This is a genomic window from Pseudomonas sp. TWI923 (assembly GCF_039673365.1).
GTDB classification, from domain to species: domain Bacteria; phylum Pseudomonadota; class Gammaproteobacteria; order Pseudomonadales; family Pseudomonadaceae; genus Aquipseudomonas; species Aquipseudomonas sichuanensis.
This window is the reverse complement of the sequence record NZ_JBDJLM010000078.1, coordinates 1-23,500: the sequence shown is the minus strand read 5'-3', so window position 1 is coordinate 23,500 and position 23,500 is coordinate 1. Positions and strand designations below refer to the sequence as shown.

Sequence of the window (23,500 nt, the reverse complement as noted above, 5' to 3'; positions counted from 1 at the left end):
CTGGGTTTTGGGGGGGGGGGTTTCCCCCGCGTTGGTTGCTTTGTTTCCCCGGCTTTCTCCGGGTTAAACCCCGCTCCCACAGGGCCCGAGTGAACCTTCAGAACTGTGGACGCCCATGAAACTACTGATCGTCGAAGACCAGGCCAAGACCGGCCAATACCTGGCCCAGGGCCTGAGCGAGGCCGGCTTCAACACCGAACTGGCCGGTGACGGCGACACTGGCCAGCACCTGGCGCTGACCGGCGACCACGACCTGCTGATCCTCGACGTGATGCTGCCCGGGCGCAATGGCTGGCAGATCCTCCAGGCGGTGCGCCAGGCGGGCCTGGCCACCCCGGTGCTGTTCCTCACCGCCCGCGATGCCGTCGAAGACCGCGTGCACGGCCTGGAGCTGGGCGCCGACGATTACCTGGTCAAGCCCTTCGCCTTCTCCGAACTGCTGGCCCGCGTACGCAGCCTGCTGCGCCGCGGCGCAAGCGCCAGCCAGGACACCTGCCTGATGCTCGCCGACCTGCGCCTGGACCTGATCCGCCGCCGTGCCGAACGCTCGGGCCAGCGCATCGACCTGACCGCCAAGGAGTTCGCCCTGCTCGAACTGCTGCTGCGCCGCCAGGGCGAGGTGCTGCCCAAGTCGCTGATCGCATCCCAGGTGTGGGACATGAATTTCGACAGCGACACCAATGTCATCGAAGTGGCCATCCGCCGCCTGCGCCTGAAGATCGACGACAGCCACGCCACCAAGCTGATCCACACCGTGCGCGGCATGGGTTATGTGCTTGAAGAGCGCCAGGACTGATGCGCCGCCTGTCCCTCGGCGGCCGCCTGGCCCTGCTGTTCGCCGCCTGCACCGCCAGCGTCTCGCTGGGTGCCGGGCTGTTGTTCAGCCGCGCCAGCGAACAGCACTTCGTCGAACTCGACCAGCAGTTGCTCAGCGGCCGGTTGTCATTGATGCGCAGCCTGCTCGAGGGTGTGGCCACGCCTGAGCAGCTACGCTCACGCTTGCCCCAGTTGCGCGATGAGCTGAGCCACCAGTCCGAGCTGGCCCTGCGCGTACGGGGCGCCGACGGCACCCCCTGGTTCGACAGCCGTACCGGCCTGCCGGACGAACCGCGCCACCCGGGCCTTGCGACCCTGCATACCAGCGGCACCGACTACCGCAGCCTGAGCACCGCGCTGGCAGAACACCAGCCAAGCGCCCCGCAGCTGACCCTGTTCCTCGACATCACCCATCACCAACACTTCCTGCAGGGCATGCAGCGCCTGATCTGGCTCACCGTCGGCCTGTCCGCGCTGGCCACCGCGCTGCTCGGCGCCTGGGCCGCGCGCCGTGGGCTCAAGCCGCTGCGGCAGATGGGCAAGGTGGCCGCCAGCGTCAACGCCCGCTCACTGACCACGCGCCTGCCGCTGGCGCAACTGCCCGAGGAGCTGGCCGAGCTGGGCGCCACGGTCAACGCCATGCTGCAGCGCCTGGATGACGCCTTCCAGCGCCTGTCGGCATTCTCTGCCGACATCGCCCACGAACTGCGCACGCCGCTGTCCAACCTGCTCACCCACACCCAGGTCACCCTCACCCGCCCGCGCAGCCTCGAGGAGTACCGCGAAGCGTTGCACGGCAATCTGGAAGAGCTGCAGTGGATGGCCCAGCTGGTCAACGACATGCTCTACCTGGCCAAGGCCGACCACGGCCTGCTGATGCCCAGCCGCCAGCCACTGGAGCTGGCGACGGAGGTGGATGCATTGCTGGAGTACTACGCGCCGCTGGCCGAAGACGCCGGGGTGCGGCTGCTGCGCCAGGGTACGGCGCACACCGAAGGCGACCGGCATATGCTGCGCCGGGCCCTGTCCAACCTGCTGGACAACGCCCTGCGCTTCACCCCCGCCGCAGGCGAGATCCGCGTGACGCTGGAGCCCGGGCTGCGCATCGTGGTGGCCAATCAGGGGCCGGCGATTGCGCCCGCGTTGCTGGAGCGGTTGTTCGACCGCTTCTATCGGGCAGACCCGGCACGCCAGGAAGGCAGCAGCGAGCATGCGGGGTTGGGTTTGGCGATCACCCGCTCGATCGTGCAGGCGCATGGGGGAAGCATCAGGGCAGAGTGCGCGAATGGCTGGACGCGGTTTGTGGTCGAGTTACCTGACAGACCGTGAACTGGGGCTGCTTTGCAACCCATCGCGGGGCAAGCCCGCTCCCACAGGGCTCGCGCAAGCCTGCTTTTTGAGGGAGCGGGCTTGCCCCGCGATGACAATTTGAAGCCTTACTCGTAGCGCAACGCCATCGCCGGTTCGATCTGCGAGGCGCGGTACGCCGGGTAGATCGTCGCCAGGAAGCTCATCACCAGGCCCGCCGTGCAGATCAGCGCCACGTCGCCCCACTGCAGCTCGGACGGCAGGCTGCTGATGAAGTAGATGTCGGAGGTGAAGATGTGCTGGCCGCTGACCCGCTCCAGCCAACCGACCACCGCGCTGACGTTCAACGCCAGGGCCACCCCGAACACACCACCGAGCAGGGTGCCGACGATGCCGATCAGGCTGCCCTGGACCATGAAGGTGCCCATGATCTGCGCCGGGGTGGCGCCAATGGTGCGCAGGATGGCGATGTCCGCGCCCTTGTCGTTCACCACCATCACCAGGGTGGCGATGATGTTGAACGCCGCTACCGCGATGATCATCATCAGCAGCAGGCCGATCATGGTCTTTTCCATCTTCATGGCGCTGAACAGGCTGCCCTGGGTGTGCGACCAGTCATCGGCGCGGTAGCCATCACCCAGGCCCGCGGCAATGGCCTTGGACACCTGCGGCGCGGCATACAGGTCATGCAGCTTGAGGCGCACGCCCTGCACCTGGCCCGGGGCCCAGCGCTGCATCTCGCCGGCATCGGCGATGTGGATGTAGGCCTGCGAGCCATCCAGTTCGGCGCCCACCTTGAAGATGCCGACCACGGTCAGGCGCTGCATGCGTGGGGTGATGCCACCCGGTTCCTTGCTGACTTCGGGGACGATCAAGGTCAGCTTGTCACCGGTATTGAGGCGGAAGCGCCGGGCCGTCAGCTCGCCGATGACCACCCCGTAGTCACCCGGCTGCAACGCCTGCAGGCTGCCCTGGACGATGTGCTGGGTAACGATGGAGACCTTGGCTTCCTCGGCCGGGTCGATACCGGCGACCTGGATCGGCTGCATCGCCCCCCGGTACGACAGCATGCCTTCCATTTCGGTGATAGGCGCCGCGGCCATCACCGCCGGGTTGCCTTCGGCGGTGGCGGCGACCTTGCGCCAGTCGTCCAGCGGCTGCACACCAAGGATGGCGGCATGCGGCACCAGGCCAAGCACGCGCGAGCTCATCTCGCGCTGGAAGCCGTTCATCACCGACAACACCGTGATCATTGCCAGCACGCCAAGCGACAGCCCGATCATCGAGGTCATGGAGATGAACGAGATGAAGTGGTTGCGACGCTTGGCACGGGTGTAGCGAGCACCGATGAACAAGGACAAGGGTCTGAACATGAACCGGGATACCCAATGAAAGTGTGAACCGGGGCGCCTCAGGGCGCCCCGCGCAGGCGATTCAGATCGCCACCAGGCGCCCGTCTTCCAGGCTCAGCACGCGGTCCATCTGGCGCGCCAGGTTGAGGTCGTGGGTCACTACCAGGAACGCGGTCTGCGATTGCGTGGACAGCTCACGCATCAGTTCCTGGATACCCAGGGCGGTGTGGTGGTCGAGGTTGCCGGTCGGCTCGTCGAGCATCACCAGGCCCGGGCGGTTGACCAAGGCGCGGGCGATCGCCACGCGCTGGCGCTCACCGCCGGACAACTCGGCCGGCTTGTGATTCAGCCGATGGCCCAGGCCGACGCGCTTGAGCAGTGCTTCAGCACGCTCGCGGGCCTCGGCGATCGGCGTCTTGCCGATCAGCAGCGGCATGCAGGCGTTCTCCAGCGCGGTGAACTCCGCCAGCAGGTGGTGGAACTGGTAGACGAAGCCCAGCGCGCGGTTACGCAGCAGCCCACGGGCACGCTCGCCGAGCGCCGAGAGCTCTTCGCCGGCCAGCCAGACACTGCCCTGGGTTGGCGTGTCGAGGCCGCCCAGCAGGTTGAGCAAGGTACTCTTGCCCGAGCCCGAGCTGCCGACAATGGCCACCCGCTCACCAGGGTGCAGCTCAAGGTTCAAGCCGGACAGCACCTGGACCGACTCCGGGCCCTCGTCGTAGCTCTTGCCCAGGTTGCGGCAACTCAACACGGCTTTATCACTCATGCGCGGCTCACTCATAACGTAGCGCCTCTGCAGGCTGGGTGCGCGAGGCACGCCAGGCCGGGTACAGGGTGGCGAAGAAACTCAGGACCAATGCCGCACCGCAGACCATCCACACATCCTGTGCCTGGAGCTGCGAGGGCAGGTAATCGATGAAGTACACGTCGGCATTGAGGAACTTGTGCCCGATCAGCGTCTCGATGCCGGCGATTGCCGCACTGACGTTGAGTGCGCCGAGGATGCCGACAACCGCGCCGATCAGCGTGCCGACCACGCCGATCACCGTGCCCTGGACCATGAAGATGGCCATGATCTGGCCCGGCGTTGCGCCCAGGGTACGCAGGATGGCGATGTCGCCGCGCTTGTCGTTGACCACCATCACCAGGGTGGAAATGATGTTGAACGCCGCCACCGCCACGATCAGCAGCAACAACAGGCCAATCATGGATTTTTCCATGCGGATGGCCTGGTAGAGGTTGCCGTGGGTGCGGGTCCAGTCACGCGGATAGAACTCCTGCTCGCCCAACTGCTGGGCGATGGCCCAGGCGGCACGTGGGGCCTGGAACAGGTCGTCGAACTTGAGGCGGATGCCCTGGACCTGGTCTGGCTTCCAGCGGTGCAGGCGCGACAGGTCGGTAATGTTGGTGAGGCCGAGGTAACCGTCGATCTCGCCGGCGCCGACGTGGAAGATGCCGACCACGGTGAAGCGCTTCATGCGCGGGAACATGCCCGCCGGCGTGACGCTGACTTCGGGGGCGACGAAGGTCAGCTTGTCGCCGATGCCGACGCCGAGCTTCTGCGCGGCCTTGTCGCCGATCATGATGCCCCACTCGCCCGGCGCCAACTTGTCGAGGCTGCCATCGAGCACGAACTTGTCGATGATCGACACGTCACGCTCGCGCGCCGGCTCCACGCCATTGAGCAGCACTTTCTGCACCTTGCCTTCGTGCGTCAGCAGGCCCTGCATCTGGGTGAAAGGCGCAACCGCCAACACCTGCGGATTCTGCTTTACTTTGGAGGCAAGGCCCTGCCAGTCGTCGATCGGCTGGCCGGTCTCCAGCGTGGCATGGGGGATCATCCCCAGGACGCGGGTACGCATCTCGTGATCGAAGCCGTTCATGACCGACAGCACCACGATCATCACCACCACGCCCAGGGCGAGGCCGATCATCGAAGTGAGTGAAATGAACGAGACAAAGTGATTGCGACGTTTGGCACGGGTGTAACGCGTACCAATGAATACGAAAAGAGGTCTGAACATGTCGGGGCTTGTTCGGATGAAAGGGAACGTCCTTGTGGCGATGCGCCTACGGCGGCTTTACACTCGGACCACCGCCGTAACCTTGGGTTCGCCATGACGACATTAGACGAAGAAGATCGCCGCGAATACTACCGCATCGAAGATCGGATCGCACTTCAAATCAGCCCCTTAAGCGCGGCCGAAGCCCTTGAGACAGAACTGTTGCAGGATGATTCCGAGCTGTTCAACCTGCTCAGCGAACTGCACTTGTCCGACTTCGAGTCGCAACACCTGCTGCGTCAGCTGAGTGAGAAGGACCGTACCCTCGCCGCCTTCCTGCGCGCCCAGAACAAACGCCTCGACCTGCTCAGCGCCGTAGTCGCGCAAACCCTGCTCGGCGAAGTCGGCCAACCGCAGCCGGTGATCATCTCCGAAGGCGGCATCGAGTTCGCCCAGCGGCAACAGATCAGCGCCGGCACCCGGGTGAAAGTGAAGATGGTGCTGATGCCCCGTGCCCATGGTTTGCTGCTGCGTGGCCGCGTCACCCATTGCGACCCGCGCCCCGATGGCAGCTTCGAGGTGGGCACCGAGTTCATCGACATGACCGACGCCCAGCGCCAGCTGCTGGCGCGCTACATCCTGCAGCGCCAGCAACAGCAGCGGCGCCAGGCACTGGAACAGAACAACCCCGCCTCCTGAGCCATTTTTTCTCTGATTTGAAGGAACGAACGTGACCCTGATCTATGGCCATCGCGGCGCCAAGGGCGAAGCCCCCGAGAACACCCTGACCAGCTTCCGCCAATGCCTGTCCCACGGCGTGAACCGCTGTGAACTCGACCTGCACCTGTCGGCCGACAACGAACTGATGGTGATCCACGACTCTACCCTCAAGCGCACCACTGGCCGGCGTGGCAAGGTGGTCGAGCACCCGGCTGCCGCCCTGGTCACCTACGACGCGCGCCAGGGCGGCCCGGGCCATGTGCAGCCTTGCACCATCCCTCGCCTGGAAGAGCTGTTCGAGAAATGCCCGTTCGAGCATTGGCAACTGGAAGTGAAAAGCGCCTCGCGCACCCGCGCCGCCACCACCGTGCTGGCGATTCGCGAACTGGCCCAGCAGTACGGCCTGCTGGACAAGGTCACCATCACCTCGAGCTCACGAGAAGTGCTGGGCGCCGCCCAGGAACTGGTGCCCGACGTGAAGCGCGGCCTGGTGGCCGAATACGCCTGGCTCGACCCACTGAAGGTCGCGCAGAACTACGGTTGCGAGATGCTGGCGTTGAACTGGACGCTGTGCACCCCCGAGCGCCTGATCAAGGCACAGCGCCAGGGTTTGCACGTGTCGGTGTGGACGGTCAACGAACCGGCACTGATGCGCCGGCTCGCTGATTTTGGCGTGGACAGCCTGATTACAGACTTTCCCGGTTTGGCCAAGACCACCCTCGGGTAGGGCTGAAATCGGTCTCCCCGACCGGCTCAGGCCACCGGCCGGAGCCGCTCAAAAAAGCCGGTTCAGACCGTCGTAGGCAGCTACCCGATAGGCTTCGGCCATGGTCGGGTAGTTGAAGGTGGTGTTGACGAAGTACTTCAGATTGTTCTGCTCACCCGGCTGGTTCATGATCGCCTGGCCGATGTGGACGATCTCCGAGGCCTGGTAACCGAAGCAGTGCACGCCGAGGATTTCCAGGGTTTCGCGGTGGAACAGGATCTTCAGCATGCCTTGCGGCTCACCGGCGATCTGCGCGCGGGCCATGCTCTTGAAGAAGGCCTTGCCCACTTCGTACGGCACCTTGGCCTGGGTCAGCTCCTGCTCGTTCTTGCCGATCGAGCTGATCTCCGGAATGGTGTAGATGCCGGTGGGCACGTCATCGACGAAGCGCCAGCTGCCGTTGTCGACGATGCTGCCAGCGGCGGAGCGGCCCTGGTCGTGGGCGGCACTGGCCAGGCTCGGCCAACCGATCACGTCGCCGGCGCCGTAGATGTTCGGCACGCTGGTGCGGTAGCTCTTGTCGACTTCGATCTGGCCACGGCTGTTGACCTTGATACCGATGTTCTCCAGGCCCAGCTTGTCGGTGTTGCCGGTACGGCCGTTGCACCACAGCAAGGCGTCGGCCTTGATCTTCTTGCCCGATTTCAGGTGCAGGATCACCCCGTTGTCCAGCCCTTCAACCCGGTCGTACTCCTCGTTATGGCGTACGGTGATGTTGTTGTTGCTGAAGTGGTAGCTCAGCGCCTGGGAGATCTCCGAGTCGAGGAAGCTCAGAAGCTGGCCGCGGTTGTCGACCAGCTCCACCAGCACACCCAGGCCGCTGAAGATCGAGGCGTATTCGCAACCGATCACCCCGGCGCCATAGACGATCAGCTTGCGCGGGGTGTGGCTGAGGCTGAGGATGGTGTCGCTGTCGTAGACGCGCGGGTGGTGGAAGTCGATGTCGGCCGGGCGATACGGGCGCGAGCCGGTGGCGATGATGATCTGCTTGGCATTGAGCTTCTCGACCACACCGTTGGGGCAGACCACTTCGACGGTCTGCTCGTCGGCGAAGCTGCCAGTGCCGGTGAACACGTCGACGCGGTTACGGGCGTAGTAGCCGGTACGCGAGGCGACCTGCTTGCTGATCACCTTCTCGGCGCTCTTGAGCACGTCGGGGAACGAGAACCAGCGCGGTTCGCCGATGGCGCGGAACATCGGGTTGGTGTTGAACTGCATGATCTGCCGCACGGAGTGACGCAGCGCCTTGGACGGGATGGTGCCCAGGTGGGTGCAGTTGCCGCCGACCTGGCGACGGCTGTCGACCATGGCCACCTTGCGCCCTGCTTTGGCGGCGTTCATTGCCGCGCCTTCTCCGGCCGGGCCGGAACCCAGCACCACTACGTCGTAGTTGTAGACAGCCATGCGTACTCCTTCAGAACTGGCCCGCCGGCCGGTTGGCCGCGGGGCGCGATCATGTCGCCGGGGCGCCATGAGAAAATTCGGGTGCAGTCTAATCAAGCGTGAACGCCGCGCACATTAACCCTTGGTCGCGTCGTAGGCCACTTTTGCCTGCACTACATGTGGTTTCACCGAATCCATGGTGGCGATCATCCGTGGCTTGCCTTTCACTCGCCTTTCAGCGCCCGCTCGAACGCCGGGGTGGAACGGGAGACGAAGCCACCTTCGGCCCGAGTCACCAGCACCGCCGCGATACCGTGGGCAATGGCGAAGTCCCAGCCCTGCTGCGGCCCGAGGATCAACAACAGGGTCGAGTAGCCGTCGGCCAGCAAGGCCGAAGCGTCGAGCACGGTCACCGACGCCAGGTCATGTTCGACCGGGCGCCCGAGGCGGGCATCGAAGGTGTGCGAATAGCGCCGGCCATTGTCCTCGAAATAGTGCCGATAGTCACCCGAGGTCGACACCGCCAGCCCTTGCACGGCAATGACCTGGCGGGCGACCTGGCGATCTTCGCGGGGCAGCTCCAAGGCCACCCGCCAGGGGCTGCCATCGGGCTTGCGGCCCGCGGCCTTTAGCTCGCCGGTGGCCTCGGCGAGGAAACTGTCGATACCCATCTTTTGCAGGTGCGCAGCGATCAGGTCGACCGCATGGCCGGCGGCGATGCTGTTGAAGTCCAGCTCGATCGGCGCGTCCTTGCACAGGTTTTCGCCCTCGATGCGCAAATGGCGGTAGCCAACTCGCTGACGGACCTGGGCCTGCGCCTGCGCATCCGGCACGTGCAGCGCACGGGCCTGCGGGCCAAAGCCCCAGAGGTCCAGCAACGGCTCGACGGTGAGGTCGTAGGCGCCCTGGCTCTGCTCGGCCAGGTGCTGGCCGAAGGTGACCAGTTCGAGCATGTCGGCATCGACGGGCAGGCACTGGTTGGCCGGCAGCTGGTTGAAGCGGCTGACGGTGGAGTCACCGCGGTAGGTGGAGTAATGCGCGTCGATGGCCTGCAGGATGCTTTCGACGGCCGCCTGTACCTGCTCCGGCGCCGGGCCGCCGGCCTGGCGCACGTACTGGATGCTGTAGCTGCTGCCCATGGTCGGGCCGCCGAAGCGTTCGAGGGTAGGGCCCTGTTCGCAGCCAGTCAGGAGCATCAGGATGGACAAGAGTGCTGCGCGCAAATTCAAATTCTCGACGGGGTGCACTGGCCTCTTCGCGGGTAAATCGCAGCGGCGAACCGCCGCTCCCACACGACTTGCGCTGTACCTGTGGGAGCGGGTTTACCCGCGAAGAGGCCCGCATGGACGACACAATACTTGGCGAAAAAAAACGGGAACCCGAAGGTTCCCGTTTTTTCAACGCATTACAAGCGGATCAGCGTGGAAACGCTGGCGGGTTCACACCGGCCATGTCTTCCATCACACGAACCACCTGGCAGCTGTAGCCGAACTCGTTGTCGTACCAGACGTACAGGACAACGCGGTTGTCGCTGCAGATGGTCGCTTCAGCGTCGACCACACCGGCGTGGCGCGAACCGACGAAGTCGGTGGAAACCACTTCCTGCGAGCTCACGTAGTCGATCTGCTTGTGCAGTTCGGAGTGCATGGCGGTCTGACGCAGGTACTCGTTGAGCTCCTCGCGGTTGGTGGCCTTCTCAAGGTTCAGGTTGAGGATGGCCATCGACACGTTCGGCGTCGGCACGCGGATCGCGTTGCCGGTCAGCTTGCCCTTGAGCACTGGCAGTGCCTTGGCGGCAGCGGTGGCGGCACCGGTCTCGGTGATGACCATGTTCAGCGGCGCGGCACGGCCACGACGGCTGCCCTTGTGGAAGTTGTCGATCAGGTTCTGGTCGTTGGTGAACGAGTGAACGGTTTCGACGTGGCCGTTGACGATGCCGTACTGGTCATTGATGGCCTTGAGCACCGGCACGATGGCGTTGGTGGTGCAGGAAGCAGCGGAGATGATCTTGTCATCGGCGCTGATGTCGCCATGGTTGATGCCGTGCACGATGTTCTTCAGCGCGCCCTTGCCCGGCGCGGTGAGGATCACGCGGGCAGCGCCCGGGCAGGCCAGGTGCTGGCCCAGGCCGTCGGCGTCACGCCATACGCCGGTGTTGTCGACGATCAGCGCATCCTTGATGCCGTACTGGGTGTAGTCGACTTCGCTCGGGCTCTTGGCGTAGATCACCTGGATCAGGTTGCCGTTGGCGGTGATGGTGTTGTTGGCTTCGTCGATGGTGATGGTGCCATCGAACGGGCCATGCACCGAGTCACGACGCAGCAGGCTGGCGCGCTTGACCAGGTCGTTTTCGGCGCCCTTGCGCACGACGATGGCGCGCAGGCGCAGGCCGTCGCCACCACCGGTCTTCTCGATCAGGATGCGCGCCAGCAGGCGGCCGATACGGCCAAAGCCGTACAGCACGACGTCAGTGCCCTTGCGTGCGGAGGCGTTCTGCTGACCGACCACATCGGCCAGTTCTTCGCGCACGAACTGCTCGGCGGTGCGGCCATTGCCTTCCTGCTTGAACTTGTTGGCCAGCTTGCCCAGGTCAACCGAAGCGGCGCCCAGTTTCAGCTCGCTCATGGCCTTGAGCAGGGGGAATGTCTCGTGGACGGACAGTTCGGTTTCGTCGGTCTGACGGTGACGCGCAAAGCGGTGGGCCTTGAGAATCGAGATAACCGAACGGTTGATCAGGCTGCGGCCATAGATCGAGCTCACCACATTGTTGTTGCGGTAGAGCTGACCGATAAGCGGGATCATCGCTTCAGCCAGGGCTTCACGATCGATCCACTCACCAAGACACTGGTCGGGCTTCTGAGTCACGGTAACCTTCCACATGTAGGGGAACAAAAAAGGGGCTACATTATGACGCCCCGCGGCGTATCGGGCAATGAGCGCCTGTCGCCGGCCACAAGCCCCGTCGCCACGCCCTTTCGAGCCTGACAGCGCGCCCGCTCACCGGTACAATCGACCTCTTTGCCGCAACGCTTGGAGTCCGATCTCCCGTGTCAGTTCTGCGCCTACCGCAAATGTCGGCCACGGCCGGCAAACACACCTGGGGCAACCTGCCCGGTGCCGCCTTGAGCCTGGCCATCGCCGAAGCCGCCAGCAGTGCCGGCCGCTTCACCTTGCTGCTGACCGCCGACAGCCAGGCCGCCGATCGCCTGGAGCAGGAGCTGCGCTTCTTTGCCCCGGACCTGCCGGTGCTGCCCTTCCCCGACTGGGAAACGCTGCCCTACGACCTGTTCTCGCCGCACCAGGACATCATCTCGCAGCGCATCGCCAGCCTGTACCGGCTGCCGGAGCTGGACCACGGCATCCTGGTGGTGCCCGTGACCACCGCCCTGCACCGCCTGGCCCCCACACGCTTCTTGCTGGGCAGCAGCCTGGTGCTGGACGTGGGCCAGAAGATCGACGTCGAGCAGATGCGCACGCGCCTCGAGGCCAGCGGCTACCGCTGCGTCGACACGGTTTACGAGCATGGCGAGTTCGCCGTGCGCGGGGCGCTGATCGACCTGTTCCCCATGGGCAGCAAACAGCCGTACCGCATCGACCTGTTCGACGACGAGATCGAGACGCTGCGCACCTTCGACCCGGAGACCCAGCGCTCGATCGACAAGGTCGACTCGGTGCGCCTGCTGCCGGCCCGCGAATTCCCCATGCACAAGGACGAGGTGACCCGCTTCAAGGCCCGCTTCCGTGAGCGCTTCGATGTGGACTTCCGACGCAGCGCGATCTTCCAGGACCTGACCAGCGGCATCATCCCGGCCGGCATCGAGTACTACCTGCCGCTGTTCTTCGAAGAAACCTCGACCCTGTTCGACTACCTGCCGGCGGACACCCAGGTGTTCTCCCTGCCGGGCGTGGAGCAGGCTGCCGAGCATTTCTGGAACGACGTGCGCGGGCGCTACGAAGAGCGCCGCGGCGACCTCAGCCGCCCACTGCTGCCGCCGGCCGAGCTGTTCATGCCGGTCGAGGACTGCTTCGCCAAGCTCAAGCAGTGGCCCCGGGTGGTGGTCAGCACCGATGACCTCGAGCCCGGCGCCGGTCGTGAGCGCTTCCCGGCGCGTGCGCTGCCCAACCTGGCCATCGAGGCCAAGGCCAACCAGCCGCTGGCGGCGCTGTCGAACTTCCTCGAGCAGTTCCCGGGCCGCGTGCTGTTCACCGCCGAGTCCGCCGGCCGGCGCGAAGTGCTGCTGGAGCTGCTCGAGCGCCTGAAGCTGCGCCCGCAGACCGTCGAGGGCTGGGCCGACTTCATCACCGGCAGCGAACGCCTGGCAATCACCATCGCCCCGCTCGACGACGGCTTGCTGCTGGACGACCCGGCCATTGCCCTGGTGGCCGAGAGCCCCTTGTTCGGCCAGCGCGTGATGCAGCGCCGGCGCCGCGACAAGCGCGGCGAGGCGGCCAACGACGCGGTGATCAAGAACCTCACCGAGCTGCGCGAAGGCGCGCCGGTGGTGCACATCGACCATGGCGTGGGCCGCTACCTGGGCCTGGCCACGCTGGAAATCGACAGCCAGGCCGCCGAATTCCTCACCCTTGAATACGCCGAAGGCGCCAAGCTCTACGTGCCGGTGGCCAACCTGCACCTGATCGCCCGCTACACCGGCAGCGACGACGCCCTGGCGCCGCTGCACCGGCTGGGTTCGGAAGCCTGGCAGAAGGCCAAGCGCAAGGCCGCCGAGCAGGTGCGCGACGTCGCCGCCGAACTGCTCGACATCTATGCCCGCCGTGCCGCGCGCAAAGGCTACGCGTTCGCCGACCCGGCCGCCGACTACGCCACCTTCAGCGCCGGCTTCCCGTTCGAGGAAACCCCCGACCAGCAGAACGCCATCGAAGCCGTGCGCGAGGACATGCTCGCCGCCAAGCCCATGGACCGCCTGGTGTGCGGCGACGTCGGCTTCGGCAAGACCGAGGTGGCCATGCGCGCGGCGTTCATCGCCGTGCACAGCGGCCGCCAGGTGGCGGTGCTGGTGCCGACCACCCTGCTCGCCCAGCAGCACTACAACAGCTTCCGCGACCGCTTCGCCGACTGGCCGGTGACGGTCGAGGTGATGAGCCGCTTCAAGTCGGCCAAGGAGGTCAGCGCCGCTGCCGCGGATCTCGCCGAAGGCAAGATCGACATCCTCATCGGCACCCACAAGCTGCTGCAGGACGATGTGCGCTTCAAGGACCTGGGCCTGGCGATCATCGACGAGGAGCACCGCTTCGGCGTGCGCCAGAAGGAACAGCTCAAGGCCCTGCGCAGCGAGGTGGACATCCTCACCCTCACCGCCACGCCGATCCCACGCACGCTGAACATGGCGGTGTCGGGCATGCGCGACCTGTCGATCATCGCCACCCCGCCGGCGCGACGCCTGTCGGTGCGCACCTTCGTCATGGAGCAGAACAAGAGCACGGTCAAGGAAGCGCTGCTGCGTGAACTGCTGCGTGGCGGCCAGGTGTACTACCTGCACAACGACGTGAAGACCATCGAGAAGTGCGCCGCGGAGCTGGCCGAGCTGGTCCCGGAGGCACGCATCGGCATCGGCCACGGGCAGATGCGCGAGCGCGAACTCGAACAGGTGATGAGCGACTTCTACCACAAGCGTTTCAACGTACTGATCGCCTCGACCATCATCGAGACCGGCATCGACGTGCCCAGTGCCAACACCATCGTCATCGAGCGCGCCGACAAGTTCGGCCTGGCGCAGTTGCACCAGCTGCGCGGCCGGGTTGGCCGCAGCCACCACCAGGCCTACGCCTATCTGCTGACGCCGCCGCGCCAGCAGATCAGCGCCGATGCCGAAAAACGCCTGGAAGCCATCGCCAACACCCAGGACCTGGGTGCCGGCTTCGTCCTGGCCACCAACGACCTGGAGATCCGCGGCGCCGGCGAGCTGCTGGGCGACGGCCAGAGCGGGCAGATCCAGGCGGTCGGTTTCACTCTGTACATGGAAATGCTCGAGCGCGCGGTCAAGGCCATCCGCAAGGGCAACCAGCCGAACCTCGAGCAACCGCTTGGCGGCGGCCCGGAGATCAACCTGCGCCTGCCGGCGTTGATCCCCGAGGACTACCTGCCGGATGTACATGCGCGCCTGATCCTCTACAAACGCATTGCATCAGCGGCGGACGAGGAAGGCCTCAAGGACCTGCAGGTCGAGATGATCGACCGCTTCGGCCTGCTGCCCGAGCCGAGCAAGAACCTGATGCGCCTGACCCTGCTCAAGCTGCAGGCGGAAAAGCTCGGCATCAAGAAAGTCGATGCCGGCCCCAATGGCGGCAAGCTCGAGTTCGAGGCGCAAACCCCGGTCGACCCGCTGACCCTGATCAAACTGATCCAGGGCCAGCCCAAACGCTACAAGTTCGAAGGTGCAACCCAGTTCCGCTTCATGGTGCCGATGGAACGCCCCGAAGAACGCTTCAATACACTGGAGGCGCTGTTCGAGCGCCTGACCCCACAGCCAAACTAAGGAAGCTCCATGCGTGCCATTCGTTCCCTGACCCTGCTGCTGGCGTTGTTCGCCCCGACCGCCTTCGCCGCAGGCCCCTATCAGGTGGAAATGATCCTGGTGCGGCAGAACGCCGTGCCGGCGATCACCAGCCCGTTCGCCCCGGAAGACTGGAGCGCCGGCGCGCCGCGCCTGGAAAAAGGCGCCGAGCGCCCGGCCGGGCTGGGTGACGAAATCACCCGCCTGCAGGCCACCGCCGACTACACCGTGCTGCTGCACAAAGCCTGGCAGCAAGACGGCGAGGCCATCGCCCTGAGCGCCGGCAACGAACAGTTCGGCCACTTCCCCATCGAAGGCAACCTGACCATCAAGGAAGATCGCTTCATCGCCGTCGACGCCAACTTCTGGGTCAACCAGCTCGACAGCAATGGCAGCGTGCTGCAGAGCGAACAGCTCAAGCAGAGCAACAGCAACATGAAGGCTGGCCAGCTGACCTTCCTCGACGGCGGTCATCTGGCCGTGCTGATCAAGGTGTCGCCTGCCGGCATGCGCAAGATGCCCCTGCCGGACCCGGAGATGATGGAGCAGTGAGGTGAGCGAAAGCGATGCGCAGTTCCTCGTCCGTAATCACGACGGCTGGACGTTCGCGTTCGACCGCGGGGCACTGCAGCGCGGCCTGAAGTATGCCGAAGAGGGCAGAAGCGAGATCGTGTCGATCCTCGGCACGACCATCCGCGCCGAATGCCATGGTTCCGCTGGCCGCGTCTATTACCAGCGGATCACGCTGGACATGACCGAGGACGGCCTGACCTGTAACGGCACCTGTTCATGCCCGGTAGGCAATAACTGCAAGCACTGTGCGGCTGCCCTGTTCGTCCTTGAGCGCGGTGCCGACCATGTCGAGGGTGATCAACAGCTCCCGGCCACCCGCTCGCCAGCCGCGGCGCAGTCCCTGGACTTGCCGCCCGAGCTTGCGCACTGGGTGGAGGCACTCGAGGTACCGGTGGCGCCCGCCAGCGAGCCGGCCAGGCGCAAGGGCCCTTCGCTGTACTACCTGCTGGGTATCGATCACGGCCGCTGCATGCTCAGCGTGTTCAAGGGCACGCGCCAGGCCGACGGCAGCTTGAAACTGACACGCCCCGGCTCGATGCCGGAGCTGATCTATTACACACCGCGCTATGTGACTGACGAAGACCTGCGCACACTGCGCCTGATCGACGCCATGAGCAAGGACTACGCCCTGCCCATTGCTCGCCTGGAAGGCAAAAAAGGTGCGGACCTATACGAATACGCGCTGGCAACGGGCCGGATGCTGTACAGCGAACAGCAGAGCCCGCTCGCCCCAGGGCCCGACCTGCATGCCGATTTTCGCTGGGTGCGGCTGGACAATGGCAGCTACCGCGGCGCCTGGCACCATGAAGACAAGGCGCACTGGCTGGCATTGCCACTCGAACCGCTTTACTACGTAGACCCGCAAACGGGACAAACCGGCAAACTGCTGCATGGTCTCGATCCGTTCATCGCCAGCCAGCTGGCCAGTGCCCCCACGGTACCGGAACACCTGATCGTGCCGTTGAGCCACCGCCTGAATGCCCTTAATCGCCAGGTACCGACGCCCACGACGGTGCGCAGCGAGCAGATCGAGGACATTCAGCCCACTGCACGCCTGACCCTCGGCAGCCTCGAATACAGCGCCTACACACCAAAGACCGGGCGCATGCAGCGGCAGATGCAACACCGTGCAGCGCTGTCATTCGATTACGACGGCCTGCGCACCAGTGGCAACGACAGCAAGCCGCTGACCCGCCTGGTGGACAGCACCAGCCAGCGTATCCGCCGCCAGCCCCAGGCCGAGCAGGCGCTGCGCAATACGTTGCGCGATGCCGGCTTCAAACCTGCCACCCGCCAGAGCAAAGCGCTGCCCGACAGCGCCGGTGAGATGTATCAGCTGGCCGATGACGAAGCCTGGCTGCGTTTTGCCCGCGAGGGCCTGCCGCGTCTGCGCGAAGCCGGCTGGGCAGTGGATGTGCACCGCGACTTCGCCTTCAACCTGCATGAGGTCGACGACTGGTACGCCACCATCGACGAAGCGCCGGGCCACGAATGGTTCGATCTGGAACTGGGTATCGTGGTCGAGGGCCAGCGCCACAGCCTGCTGCCCATCGTCCTGCAGTTGCTGCGCAGCAGCCCGGAACTGCTGCGCGCCAGCGAGCTGGCACGGCGCAGCGACGACGAACACCTGCTGATCGACCTCAACCGCGCCCGCCACGACAGCCCTGCCCTGCGCGTCGCCCTGCCCTACGGGCGCATCAAGGCGGTGATGGGCACCCTCGGCGAGCTGTACCTGCACGAAGACGCCGTCGGCCCAAGCCTGCGCCTGGAGCGCGCTGACGCCGCGCGGCTGAACGACATCGAACACCTGCCCCTGCTGTGGGAAGGTGGTGCCCAGGTGCGCGACCTGGGCCGGCGCCTGCGCGACGCCCGCGACCTGCAGGTGCAAGCACCCAAAGGCCTCAATGCAACCCTGCGCCCCTATCAACAGCAAGGCCTGAACTGGCTGCAAGCCCAGCGCGAGATGGGCACCGGCGCCATTCTCGGCGACGACATGGGCCTGGGCAAAACCCTGCAGACGCTTGCCCACCTGCTGCTGGAGAAAGAGGCCGGGCGCCTGATACATCCAGCCCTGGCGGTGATGCCCACCAGCCTGGTGCCCAACTGGCTCGACGAAGCCAAGCGCTTCGCCCCCGAGCTACGGGTGCTGGCCCTGCACGGCCCAGGCCGCAACAAGCATTTCCCCACACTGGGCGACTACGACCTGGTGCTGACCACCTACGCGCTGGTACCCCGCGACCTTGAGCACCTCAAGCCACAGCCCTGGCACCTGCTGGTGCTGGACGAGGCGCAGAACATCAAGAGCAGCACCAGCAAGGCGGCCCAGGCCGTGCGCGAATTGCAGGCCACCCAGCGGCTGTGCCTCACCGGCACGCCCATGGAAAACAACCTGGGTGAGCTGTGGTCGCTGTTCCATTTCCTGATGCCCGGCTGGCTGGGCGACAGCAAGCGCTTTACCCAGGACTACCGCACCCCGATCGAGCGCCACGGCGACACCGAGCGCATGACCCACCTGGCCAGCCGCATCCGCCCGTTCCTGCTGCGCCGCACCAAGGAACAGGTGGCCACCGAGCTGCCGGCCAAGACCGAGATGATCCACTGGGTCGAGCTCAGTGACGCCCAACGCGACACCTACGAGGCGGTAAGGGTGGCGATGGACAAGAAGGTCCGCGACGAGATCGCCCGCAACGGCGCGGCGCGCAGCCAGATCATCATCCTCGACGCCCTGCTCAAGCTGCGCCAGGTGTGCTGCGACCTGCGCCTGGTCCAGGGCACCGAAAGCAAGGGCAACTTCGCCGACAAGGGCAAGCTGGGCAGCCTGCTGGAGATGCTCGAGGAATTGCTCAGCGAGGGGCGCAAGGTCCTGCTGTTCTCGCAGTTCACCTCGATGCTGGCACTGATCGAGTTCGAGCTGGAGAAACGCGGCATCCGCTACAGCCTGCTGACCGGCGACACCCGTGACCGCCGCGCCCCGGTGCAGCAGTTCCAGAACGGCGACAGCGAGGTGTTCCTGATCAGCCTCAAGGCCGGCGGCACCGGCCTTAACCTGACCGCAGCCGATACCGTGATCCACTACGACCCGTGGTGGAACCCGGCCAGCGAGAACCAGGCCACCGACCGCGCCTATCGCATCGGCCAGGACAAACCGGTGTTCGTGTTCAAGCTGATCACTCGGGGCACGGTTGAAGAGAAGATCCAGCAGCTGCAACAGGAGAAGGCGGCGCTGGCGGCCGGGCTGCTCGATGGTGGCCAGGCCGGGCAGTGGCGGTTGGGGGATGAAGAGATCGACGCGCTGTTCGCACCACTGCCGGGCAAGCGCGGCCGTTGAACCGGGTAAGTCAGTGCCGGCCTCTTCGCGGGTAAACCCGCTCCCACAGCCCTTGAACTAGGCACTTTACCTGTGGGAGCGGGTTCACCCGCGAAGTGGCCGGTAAGGTCAGTCGACCAACTGCGCCTCTTTCAACGCACCCAGCGCCTCCAGCCAACGCGGCTGCTGGCGGTAATCGGTGCACGCGAAGCCCTGCCCGCGCATGCGCGCGATGCGCGGCGACGGCTTGACCTTCATGCGCTGCGCTGCGCTCAGAGCCAGCTCCGCTGCCGCCCGGTCATTGCACACCAGGCCCATGTCGCAACCGGCGCTCAACGCGGCTTCGATACGGCTGGCGGCATCGCCCACCACGTGAGCGCCAGCCATCGACAGGTCATCGCTGAAGATCACCCCATCGAAGCCCATCTCGCCACGCAGGATGTCCTGCAACCAGCGGCGCGAGAAGCCAGCCGGCTGGTTGTCGACCTGCGGGTAGATGACGTGGGCCGGCATCACTGCCGCCAACTGGCCGCTGAGGCGGCTGAACGGCACCAGGTCCGCGGCGCGCAGTTGCTCCAAGCTGCGCTCATCGACCGGGATGGCAACATGGGAGTCGGCCTCGGCCCAGCCATGCCCGGGGAAGTGCTTGCCGCAGGCAGCCATGCCAGCGGCATTCATGCCACGGATGAAGGCCCCGGCCAATTGCGTGGCACGCTCGGGGTTACCTTCAAAGGCCCGGCTGCCCACTACAGCGCTGCGCTGGTGGTCGAGGTCGAGCACCGGCGCGAAGCTCAGATCCAGGCCAACCGCCAGCACTTCGGTCGCCATCAGCCAGCCGCATTGCTCGGCCAGGTACTCGGCGTTGTCGTTGTCGGCGATCGCGCGCATGGCCGGCAGGCGCACGAAGCCTTGACGCAGGCGCTGCACCCGGCCGCCTTCCTGGTCCACGGCAAGGATGAGCTCGGGGCGGATGGCACGGATCGACGCGCACAGTTCGCGCACCTGGCGCGGGCTGTCGATATTGCGGGCGAAGATGATCAAGCCGGCCACTTCGGGCTGGCGCAGCAGATGGCGGTCCTCGGCGGTCAGCCATTTGCCGGCGATATCTACCATCAGAGAGCCTTGCAGGCTGGCGGTCATAGCGAGTCCTTCATTGAAGATTCAGGGAGGCCCAGTGCGGGCAAGCGGCCTCGTCTATCCGTACCAGGCAATGGGCGGGTACGCGATCGAACAAGGCAAGCAAATCGTCGTTGCGCAGGCGTACACAGCCATGGGACAGCGCAATGCCCATAGGTTCAGTGTCGGGTGTGCCATGCAGATAGATGTAACGCTGGAAGGTATCGACCGGACCCAGCCGGTTGTACCCCGGTTCGCAGCCGCTGAGCCAGAGGATGCGCGTGAGGATCCAGTCACGATCGGGAAACTGCGCTTGCAGCGCCGGCGACCAGACCTCACCGGTCCAGCGCCGGCTGCTGAGCACTGCGCCCTGTGGCAGGCCGCTACCGATCCTGGCGCGCACCTGATGCAGGCCACGAGGCGTGCACCCGGAGCCTTTGCGCTCCCCCGCGCCATTACGCGCCGTGGAGATCGGCAGGCGCAACAGCAGCACGCCATGGGCGAAGCCATAGAGGCATTGATCAGCGAGGGAAATATGCAGGAAATCGAGGTCGGGCATGGCGCTAGCTTATCTGAAGCGCCCTGCTCCGCCCAGTGTGTCAGGCCTTAGCCGCGGCGCTGACTTTGCTGCGTGGACGCAGCTGCGCGGCAGCCATGGCCTCGTCGGTGACGCCCGTGTCAGCGCGCATGCCGGCTGCCAGGAACGGCACCATCAGGCGCATCACCTGCTCGATCGAGGTATTGATGCCGAAGTCGGTCTCGGCGATGGCGCGCAGGGCCTTGATCCCGGACATGCTGAACGCCGCGGCCCCCAGCATGAAATGCACACGCCAGAACAGCTCCAGCGGAGGAATGCGCGGGGCGGCCTCGTTGACCAGCAGCATGTAGCGGCGGAACACCTTGCCGTACATGTCTTCCAGGTAGCGCCGCAGGTGACCCTGGCTCTGACTGAAAGCCAGGCCCAGCAGGCGCATGAAGATGGACAGGTCGTTGTTGCTGCGCGGCTGTACCGCTAGGGCCTGCTCGACCAGCATCTCCAGCAGTTCTTCAAGCGAAGCCTTGTGCTCGGGGCGCGCCTGGTGGCGCTCCAGCTCACGTTCGAGGCTGGCGCAGAACGGCCCGAGGAAACGCGAGAATACCGCCTGGATCAGGGCCTTCTTCGAACCGAAGTGATAGTTCACCGCCGCCAGGTTGACCCCCGCCTTGCTGGTGATCAGCCGCAATGAGGTTTCTGCGAACCCGCGCTCCGCGAACAGCTGCTCCGCCGCATCGAGGATGCGTTCAACGGTTTCCGATTGGGCCATGACTACTCCGCCTGACAAACAGTTGTTTGAAACATACGTTTCAGGCCTGCTGATGTCAAGGCTCGGTGACTGGGCAGTCGCCATTTAAAAGCGCCAAGTCACAAGCTGCAAGCGACAAGATGCGCGGGGCTTTTGATCTTTCTTGCAGCTTGCAGCTTGCAGCTCGCAACCCACTGTATATAATCCCAGTCACTGTATAAAAAGACAGAGTCCTCGCCCATGCTGAAACTCACGCCACGCCAAGCCGAGATCCTGGCTTTCATCAAACGCTGCCTCGAAGACAACGGCTTCCCTCCGACCCGCGCCGAAATCGCTCAGGAACTGGGCTTCAAGTCGCCCAATGCGGCCGAGGAACACCTCAAGGCACTGGCGCGCAAGGGCGCCATCGAGATGACCCCCGGCGCCTCGCGCGGCATCCGCATCCCCGGCCTGGAAGCCAAGGCCGAAGAGAACGGCCTGCCGATCATTGGCCGTGTCGCCGCAGGGGCACCGATCCTCGCTGAACAACACATCGAAGACTCCTGCAGCATCAACCCTGCATTCTTCCACCCCCGCGCCGACTACCTGCTGCGCGTGCACGGCATGAGCATGAAGGACATCGGCATCCTCGACGGCGACCTGCTTGCCGTGCACACCACCCGCGAGGCCCGCAACGGCCAGGTGGTGGTCGCGCGCATCGGCGACGAAGTAACCGTCAAACGCTTCCAGCGTGAAGGCAGCAAAGTCTGGCTGATTGCTGAAAACCCGGAATTCGCCCCTATCGAAGTCGACCTGAAAGAACAGGAACTGGTGATTGAGGGCTTGAGCGTTGGCGTTCTGCGCCGCTGATCGAGGAGGCGTCATGCAGCCGTTCATCCCTGCACCGCAACAAGTCCAGTTGCCACTGTTCGAGGCATTTTTCGCCAATCCGGTTTTGCCGGGTTTCAAGGCCCGCGAACAGCCACGCAAAAGCAACCAGCCCGAGCTGTTCAGTGAACTGGCCCTGCGCGGCGCCCCCGGCCATTGCCAAAGCCTGTTGGCGCCTGTTTTGCGCGAACTCAGCGAAGAGGACGACAGCCGCTGGCTCACCTTGATCGCCCCGCCTACCAGCCTCACGCAAGCATGGCTGCGCGATGCCGGCCTCAACCGTGAACGCATCCTGCTGCTTCAACCGGGCAGCAACCAGAACGCCCTGCAGCTGGCTTGCGAAGCATTACGCCTGGGGCACAGCCATACCGTCGTCAGCTGGCTGGGCAGCGTGAGCAACAGCGCTCGGCAACAGCTGCTGCGCGCCGCTGCCAGCGGAAAAGCACAAAGCCTGAACATCCGCCTTGGCTGATGTTCAGGCTTTGCCTGTCATCTGTTTGTAGCCGTGAGCCTCTAGCGTGGCTCAGTGAAGGACTCGTGGCCCCTCTTCACGCTCGAAATCGCCCTCTACCAAGCGACCGGCCATTTGCACACCGACGCTGAGCATGGCCTTGGCCACTTCCACATGCTGTCCTTGCAGGAATGCCTTGGCATCCTCGGAGAAATCCAGGGTTACCAGGGAACCTTCATCCTCGGCGCGGCGCAGCTCGATCCGGCCGTCAGGCAACTCGACAATTTCTAGAAAGGACGTTGACATACTTGGGGCCTGCTTTGCACGAAAGGCCGATAGTGTATCAGCCATGATTGCTGTCAGCACTCACTCAGCGCGTCGCGGAATCGTCTCACCAAGTCCTTCAGGTTCTTCCGCCAGGCCTCAAGCTCTGCTTGCGAAAGCTCTAGCGGCTCGGCCTCATCCAGATTGATCGCCTGGATCAATGGCTGGGTAACATCGGTTTTCGCGCTTTTCTTCGCGACCGGCGGTCGGAACAAATCGGCATAAGCTGCAAGCAGACGAGCCAGCCAGGTTTCTGGCTGCCGCGCCAGCTCCAGCATCTCTGCCATCTCCGGAATAGCCACGCTCTGCAGCATCTCATCGTTGAGCAGTAGCTCAGCCCGTGCCGCAGCCGCTTGCGGCAAGCGGTAGAAACCAGCGATCTCATGGCACAAGCCCAGCAACGCACCATACAAGTGGAACAACGCCGCTTCACGCTCGGCCTGGACCAACCCTTGGGCGTTCATGGCACCGCTTGCAGTGGCCTTGGCCATGGACTCCAGCGCAAGGCCGGCAAAGAACAATTTCTGATTGGTGCGGGTGTAGAGTTCCTGGGCCATTTCGGCTGACCTCCTGAAGGCTGCAAGGCGATTGCCTGCAGTTTCAGGGATTGCGCTTTGCTTGTCATCAAATGAGTGGGGGCGCGGGGGGGCCCCACGCAGCGGGTGGGGCGGGGGGGGGGGGAGGGGGCCGCAGCACAGCAGACCTAAGATAACCCG

Annotated in this window: 20 protein-coding genes; 9 read left to right on the top strand and 11 right to left on the bottom strand. The window is 64.9% G+C overall.

Going from position 1 to position 23,500, the window contains the following annotated elements; genetic code table 11:
- Positions 1-115: 115 nt before the first annotated feature.
- Positions 116-796, top strand: a complete 681-nt coding sequence (locus tag ABE459_RS21990; RefSeq protein ID WP_125463384.1) for a heavy metal response regulator transcription factor — start codon at positions 116-118, stop codon at positions 794-796.
- Positions 793-2,145: a heavy metal sensor histidine kinase gene (locus tag ABE459_RS21985; protein ID WP_323830583.1), complete on the top strand. Its 1,353-nt coding sequence runs from the start codon at positions 793-795 to the stop codon at positions 2,143-2,145. The genes ABE459_RS21990 and ABE459_RS21985 overlap by 4 nt, the downstream gene beginning before the upstream one ends.
- 107 nt (positions 2,146-2,252) lie before the next feature.
- On the opposite strand, the gene ABE459_RS21980 is transcribed toward ABE459_RS21985, so the two are convergent.
- From ABE459_RS21980 to ABE459_RS21970, 3 genes are all read right to left on the bottom strand, one after another.
- Entirely contained in the window at positions 2,253-3,497 is a 1,245-nt protein-coding gene (locus ABE459_RS21980; protein ID WP_125463382.1) for a lipoprotein-releasing ABC transporter permease subunit, read from the bottom strand.
- Between the two features lie 61 nt (positions 3,498-3,558).
- A complete protein-coding gene (gene lolD / locus ABE459_RS21975) occupies positions 3,559-4,242 on the bottom strand; it encodes a lipoprotein-releasing ABC transporter ATP-binding protein LolD (RefSeq protein WP_178125737.1) in 684 nt (227 codons plus the stop codon).
- Positions 4,243-4,249: 7 nt separating this feature from the next.
- Positions 4,250-5,500: a lipoprotein-releasing ABC transporter permease subunit gene (locus tag ABE459_RS21970; protein ID WP_346648135.1), complete on the bottom strand. Its 1,251-nt coding sequence runs from the start codon at positions 5,498-5,500 to the stop codon at positions 4,250-4,252.
- Positions 5,501-5,593: 93 nt separating this feature from the next.
- Between ABE459_RS21970 and ABE459_RS21965 the strand changes: the two genes are divergently transcribed.
- Positions 5,594-6,178 carry a PilZ domain-containing protein gene (locus tag ABE459_RS21965; RefSeq protein WP_125858002.1) on the top strand — a complete coding sequence of 195 codons (585 nt, stop codon included), beginning with the start codon at positions 5,594-5,596 and terminating at the stop codon, positions 6,176-6,178.
- A gap of 31 nt (positions 6,179-6,209) precedes the next feature.
- Positions 6,210-6,926 (top strand): glycerophosphodiester phosphodiesterase, encoded by a 717-nt coding sequence (locus ABE459_RS21960; protein ID WP_125463379.1) that lies wholly within the window; start codon positions 6,210-6,212, stop codon positions 6,924-6,926.
- A 48-nt stretch (positions 6,927-6,974) separates the two neighbouring features.
- On the opposite strand, the gene sthA is transcribed toward ABE459_RS21960, so the two are convergent.
- From sthA to ABE459_RS21945, 3 genes are all read right to left on the bottom strand, one after another.
- Positions 6,975-8,369 (bottom strand): Si-specific NAD(P)(+) transhydrogenase, encoded by a 1,395-nt coding sequence (gene sthA, locus ABE459_RS21955; protein WP_110993534.1) that lies wholly within the window; start codon positions 8,367-8,369, stop codon positions 6,975-6,977.
- 203 nt (positions 8,370-8,572) lie between these two features.
- On the bottom strand, positions 8,573-9,571 hold the full coding sequence (locus ABE459_RS21950) for an FAD:protein FMN transferase (RefSeq protein ID WP_323830465.1): 999 nt from the start codon (positions 9,569-9,571) through the stop codon (positions 8,573-8,575).
- Between the two features lie 193 nt (positions 9,572-9,764).
- Positions 9,765-11,228 (bottom strand): glyceraldehyde-3-phosphate dehydrogenase, encoded by a 1,464-nt coding sequence (locus tag ABE459_RS21945; protein WP_110993536.1) that lies wholly within the window; start codon positions 11,226-11,228, stop codon positions 9,765-9,767.
- Positions 11,229-11,395: 167 nt separating this feature from the next.
- Here ABE459_RS21945 and mfd point away from each other — a divergent pair, with 167 nt between their 5' ends.
- Genes mfd through ABE459_RS21930 form a run of 3 tightly spaced genes read left to right on the top strand, consistent with a single transcriptional unit; the run spans position 11,396 to position 18,764 of the window.
- On the top strand, positions 11,396-14,845 hold the full coding sequence (mfd, locus tag ABE459_RS21940) for a transcription-repair coupling factor (RefSeq protein ID WP_258706083.1): 3,450 nt from the start codon (positions 11,396-11,398) through the stop codon (positions 14,843-14,845).
- 9 nt (positions 14,846-14,854) lie between these two features.
- Positions 14,855-15,415, top strand: coding sequence for a CsiV family protein (locus ABE459_RS21935; RefSeq protein WP_125463376.1), 561 nt, complete (start codon positions 14,855-14,857; stop codon positions 15,413-15,415).
- Position 15,416: 1 nt separating this feature from the next.
- On the top strand, positions 15,417-18,764 hold the full coding sequence (locus tag ABE459_RS21930; protein ID WP_323830464.1) for a DEAD/DEAH box helicase: 3,348 nt from the start codon (positions 15,417-15,419) through the stop codon (positions 18,762-18,764).
- A gap of 108 nt (positions 18,765-18,872) precedes the next feature.
- Here ABE459_RS21930 and nagZ read toward each other — a convergent pair whose 3' ends face one another.
- Genes nagZ through ABE459_RS21915 form a run of 3 tightly spaced genes read right to left on the bottom strand, consistent with a single transcriptional unit; the run spans position 18,873 to position 21,163 of the window.
- Positions 18,873-19,871 (bottom strand): beta-N-acetylhexosaminidase, encoded by a 999-nt coding sequence (gene nagZ / locus ABE459_RS21925; RefSeq protein WP_189654564.1) that lies wholly within the window; start codon positions 19,869-19,871, stop codon positions 18,873-18,875.
- A gap of 22 nt (positions 19,872-19,893) precedes the next feature.
- Positions 19,894-20,418, bottom strand: coding sequence for a L,D-transpeptidase (locus ABE459_RS21920; protein WP_323830463.1), 525 nt, complete (start codon positions 20,416-20,418; stop codon positions 19,894-19,896).
- A 40-nt stretch (positions 20,419-20,458) separates the two neighbouring features.
- The gene (locus ABE459_RS21915; protein ID WP_323830462.1) at positions 20,459-21,163 is read right to left on the bottom strand and encodes a TetR/AcrR family transcriptional regulator; all 705 of its coding nucleotides are present in this window, start codon (positions 21,161-21,163) and stop codon (positions 20,459-20,461) included.
- Between the two features lie 219 nt (positions 21,164-21,382).
- Here ABE459_RS21915 and lexA point away from each other — a divergent pair, with 219 nt between their 5' ends.
- Positions 21,383-21,991: a transcriptional repressor LexA gene (lexA, locus tag ABE459_RS21910; protein ID WP_125463371.1), complete on the top strand. Its 609-nt coding sequence runs from the start codon at positions 21,383-21,385 to the stop codon at positions 21,989-21,991.
- A 13-nt stretch (positions 21,992-22,004) separates the two neighbouring features.
- Positions 22,005-22,481, top strand: a complete 477-nt coding sequence (sulA, locus tag ABE459_RS21905) for an SOS-induced cell division inhibitor SulA (protein ID WP_125857997.1) — start codon at positions 22,005-22,007, stop codon at positions 22,479-22,481.
- 51 nt (positions 22,482-22,532) lie between these two features.
- On the opposite strand, the gene ABE459_RS21900 is transcribed toward sulA, so the two are convergent.
- Entirely contained in the window at positions 22,533-22,766 is a 234-nt protein-coding gene (locus tag ABE459_RS21900; RefSeq protein WP_023630868.1) for a hypothetical protein, read from the bottom strand.
- Between the two features lie 53 nt (positions 22,767-22,819).
- A complete protein-coding gene (locus ABE459_RS21895) occupies positions 22,820-23,341 on the bottom strand; it encodes a DUF6586 family protein (protein WP_125463369.1) in 522 nt (173 codons plus the stop codon).
- Between the last annotated feature and the right edge of the window lie 159 nt (positions 23,342-23,500).

Excerpts from the sequence above, each read along its gene's own strand:
- ABE459_RS21990 (WP_125463384.1), top strand. The coding sequence starts at position 116 with ATGAAACTACTGATCGTCGAAGACCAGGCCAAGACCGGCCAATACCTG.
- ABE459_RS21980 (WP_125463382.1), bottom strand. The coding sequence starts at position 3,497 with ATGTTCAGACCCTTGTCCTTGTTCATCGGTGCTCGCTACACCCGTGCC.
- lolD (WP_178125737.1), bottom strand. The coding sequence starts at position 4,242 with ATGAGTGATAAAGCCGTGTTGAGTTGCCGCAACCTGGGCAAGAGCTAC.
- ABE459_RS21970 (WP_346648135.1), bottom strand. The coding sequence starts at position 5,500 with ATGTTCAGACCTCTTTTCGTATTCATTGGTACGCGTTACACCCGTGCC.
- ABE459_RS21965 (WP_125858002.1), top strand. The coding sequence starts at position 5,594 with ATGACGACATTAGACGAAGAAGATCGCCGCGAATACTACCGCATCGAA.
- sthA (WP_110993534.1), bottom strand. The coding sequence starts at position 8,369 with ATGGCTGTCTACAACTACGACGTAGTGGTGCTGGGTTCCGGCCCGGCC.
- ABE459_RS21945 (WP_110993536.1), bottom strand. The coding sequence starts at position 11,228 with ATGTGGAAGGTTACCGTGACTCAGAAGCCCGACCAGTGTCTTGGTGAG.
- ABE459_RS21935 (WP_125463376.1), top strand. The coding sequence starts at position 14,855 with ATGCGTGCCATTCGTTCCCTGACCCTGCTGCTGGCGTTGTTCGCCCCG.
- ABE459_RS21920 (WP_323830463.1), bottom strand. The coding sequence starts at position 20,418 with ATGCCCGACCTCGATTTCCTGCATATTTCCCTCGCTGATCAATGCCTC.
- ABE459_RS21915 (WP_323830462.1), bottom strand. The coding sequence starts at position 21,163 with ATGGCCCAATCGGAAACCGTTGAACGCATCCTCGATGCGGCGGAGCAG.
- lexA (WP_125463371.1), top strand. The coding sequence starts at position 21,383 with ATGCTGAAACTCACGCCACGCCAAGCCGAGATCCTGGCTTTCATCAAA.
- sulA (WP_125857997.1), top strand. The coding sequence starts at position 22,005 with ATGCAGCCGTTCATCCCTGCACCGCAACAAGTCCAGTTGCCACTGTTC.
- ABE459_RS21900 (WP_023630868.1), bottom strand. The coding sequence starts at position 22,766 with ATGTCAACGTCCTTTCTAGAAATTGTCGAGTTGCCTGACGGCCGGATC.
- ABE459_RS21895 (WP_125463369.1), bottom strand. The coding sequence starts at position 23,341 with ATGGCCCAGGAACTCTACACCCGCACCAATCAGAAATTGTTCTTTGCC.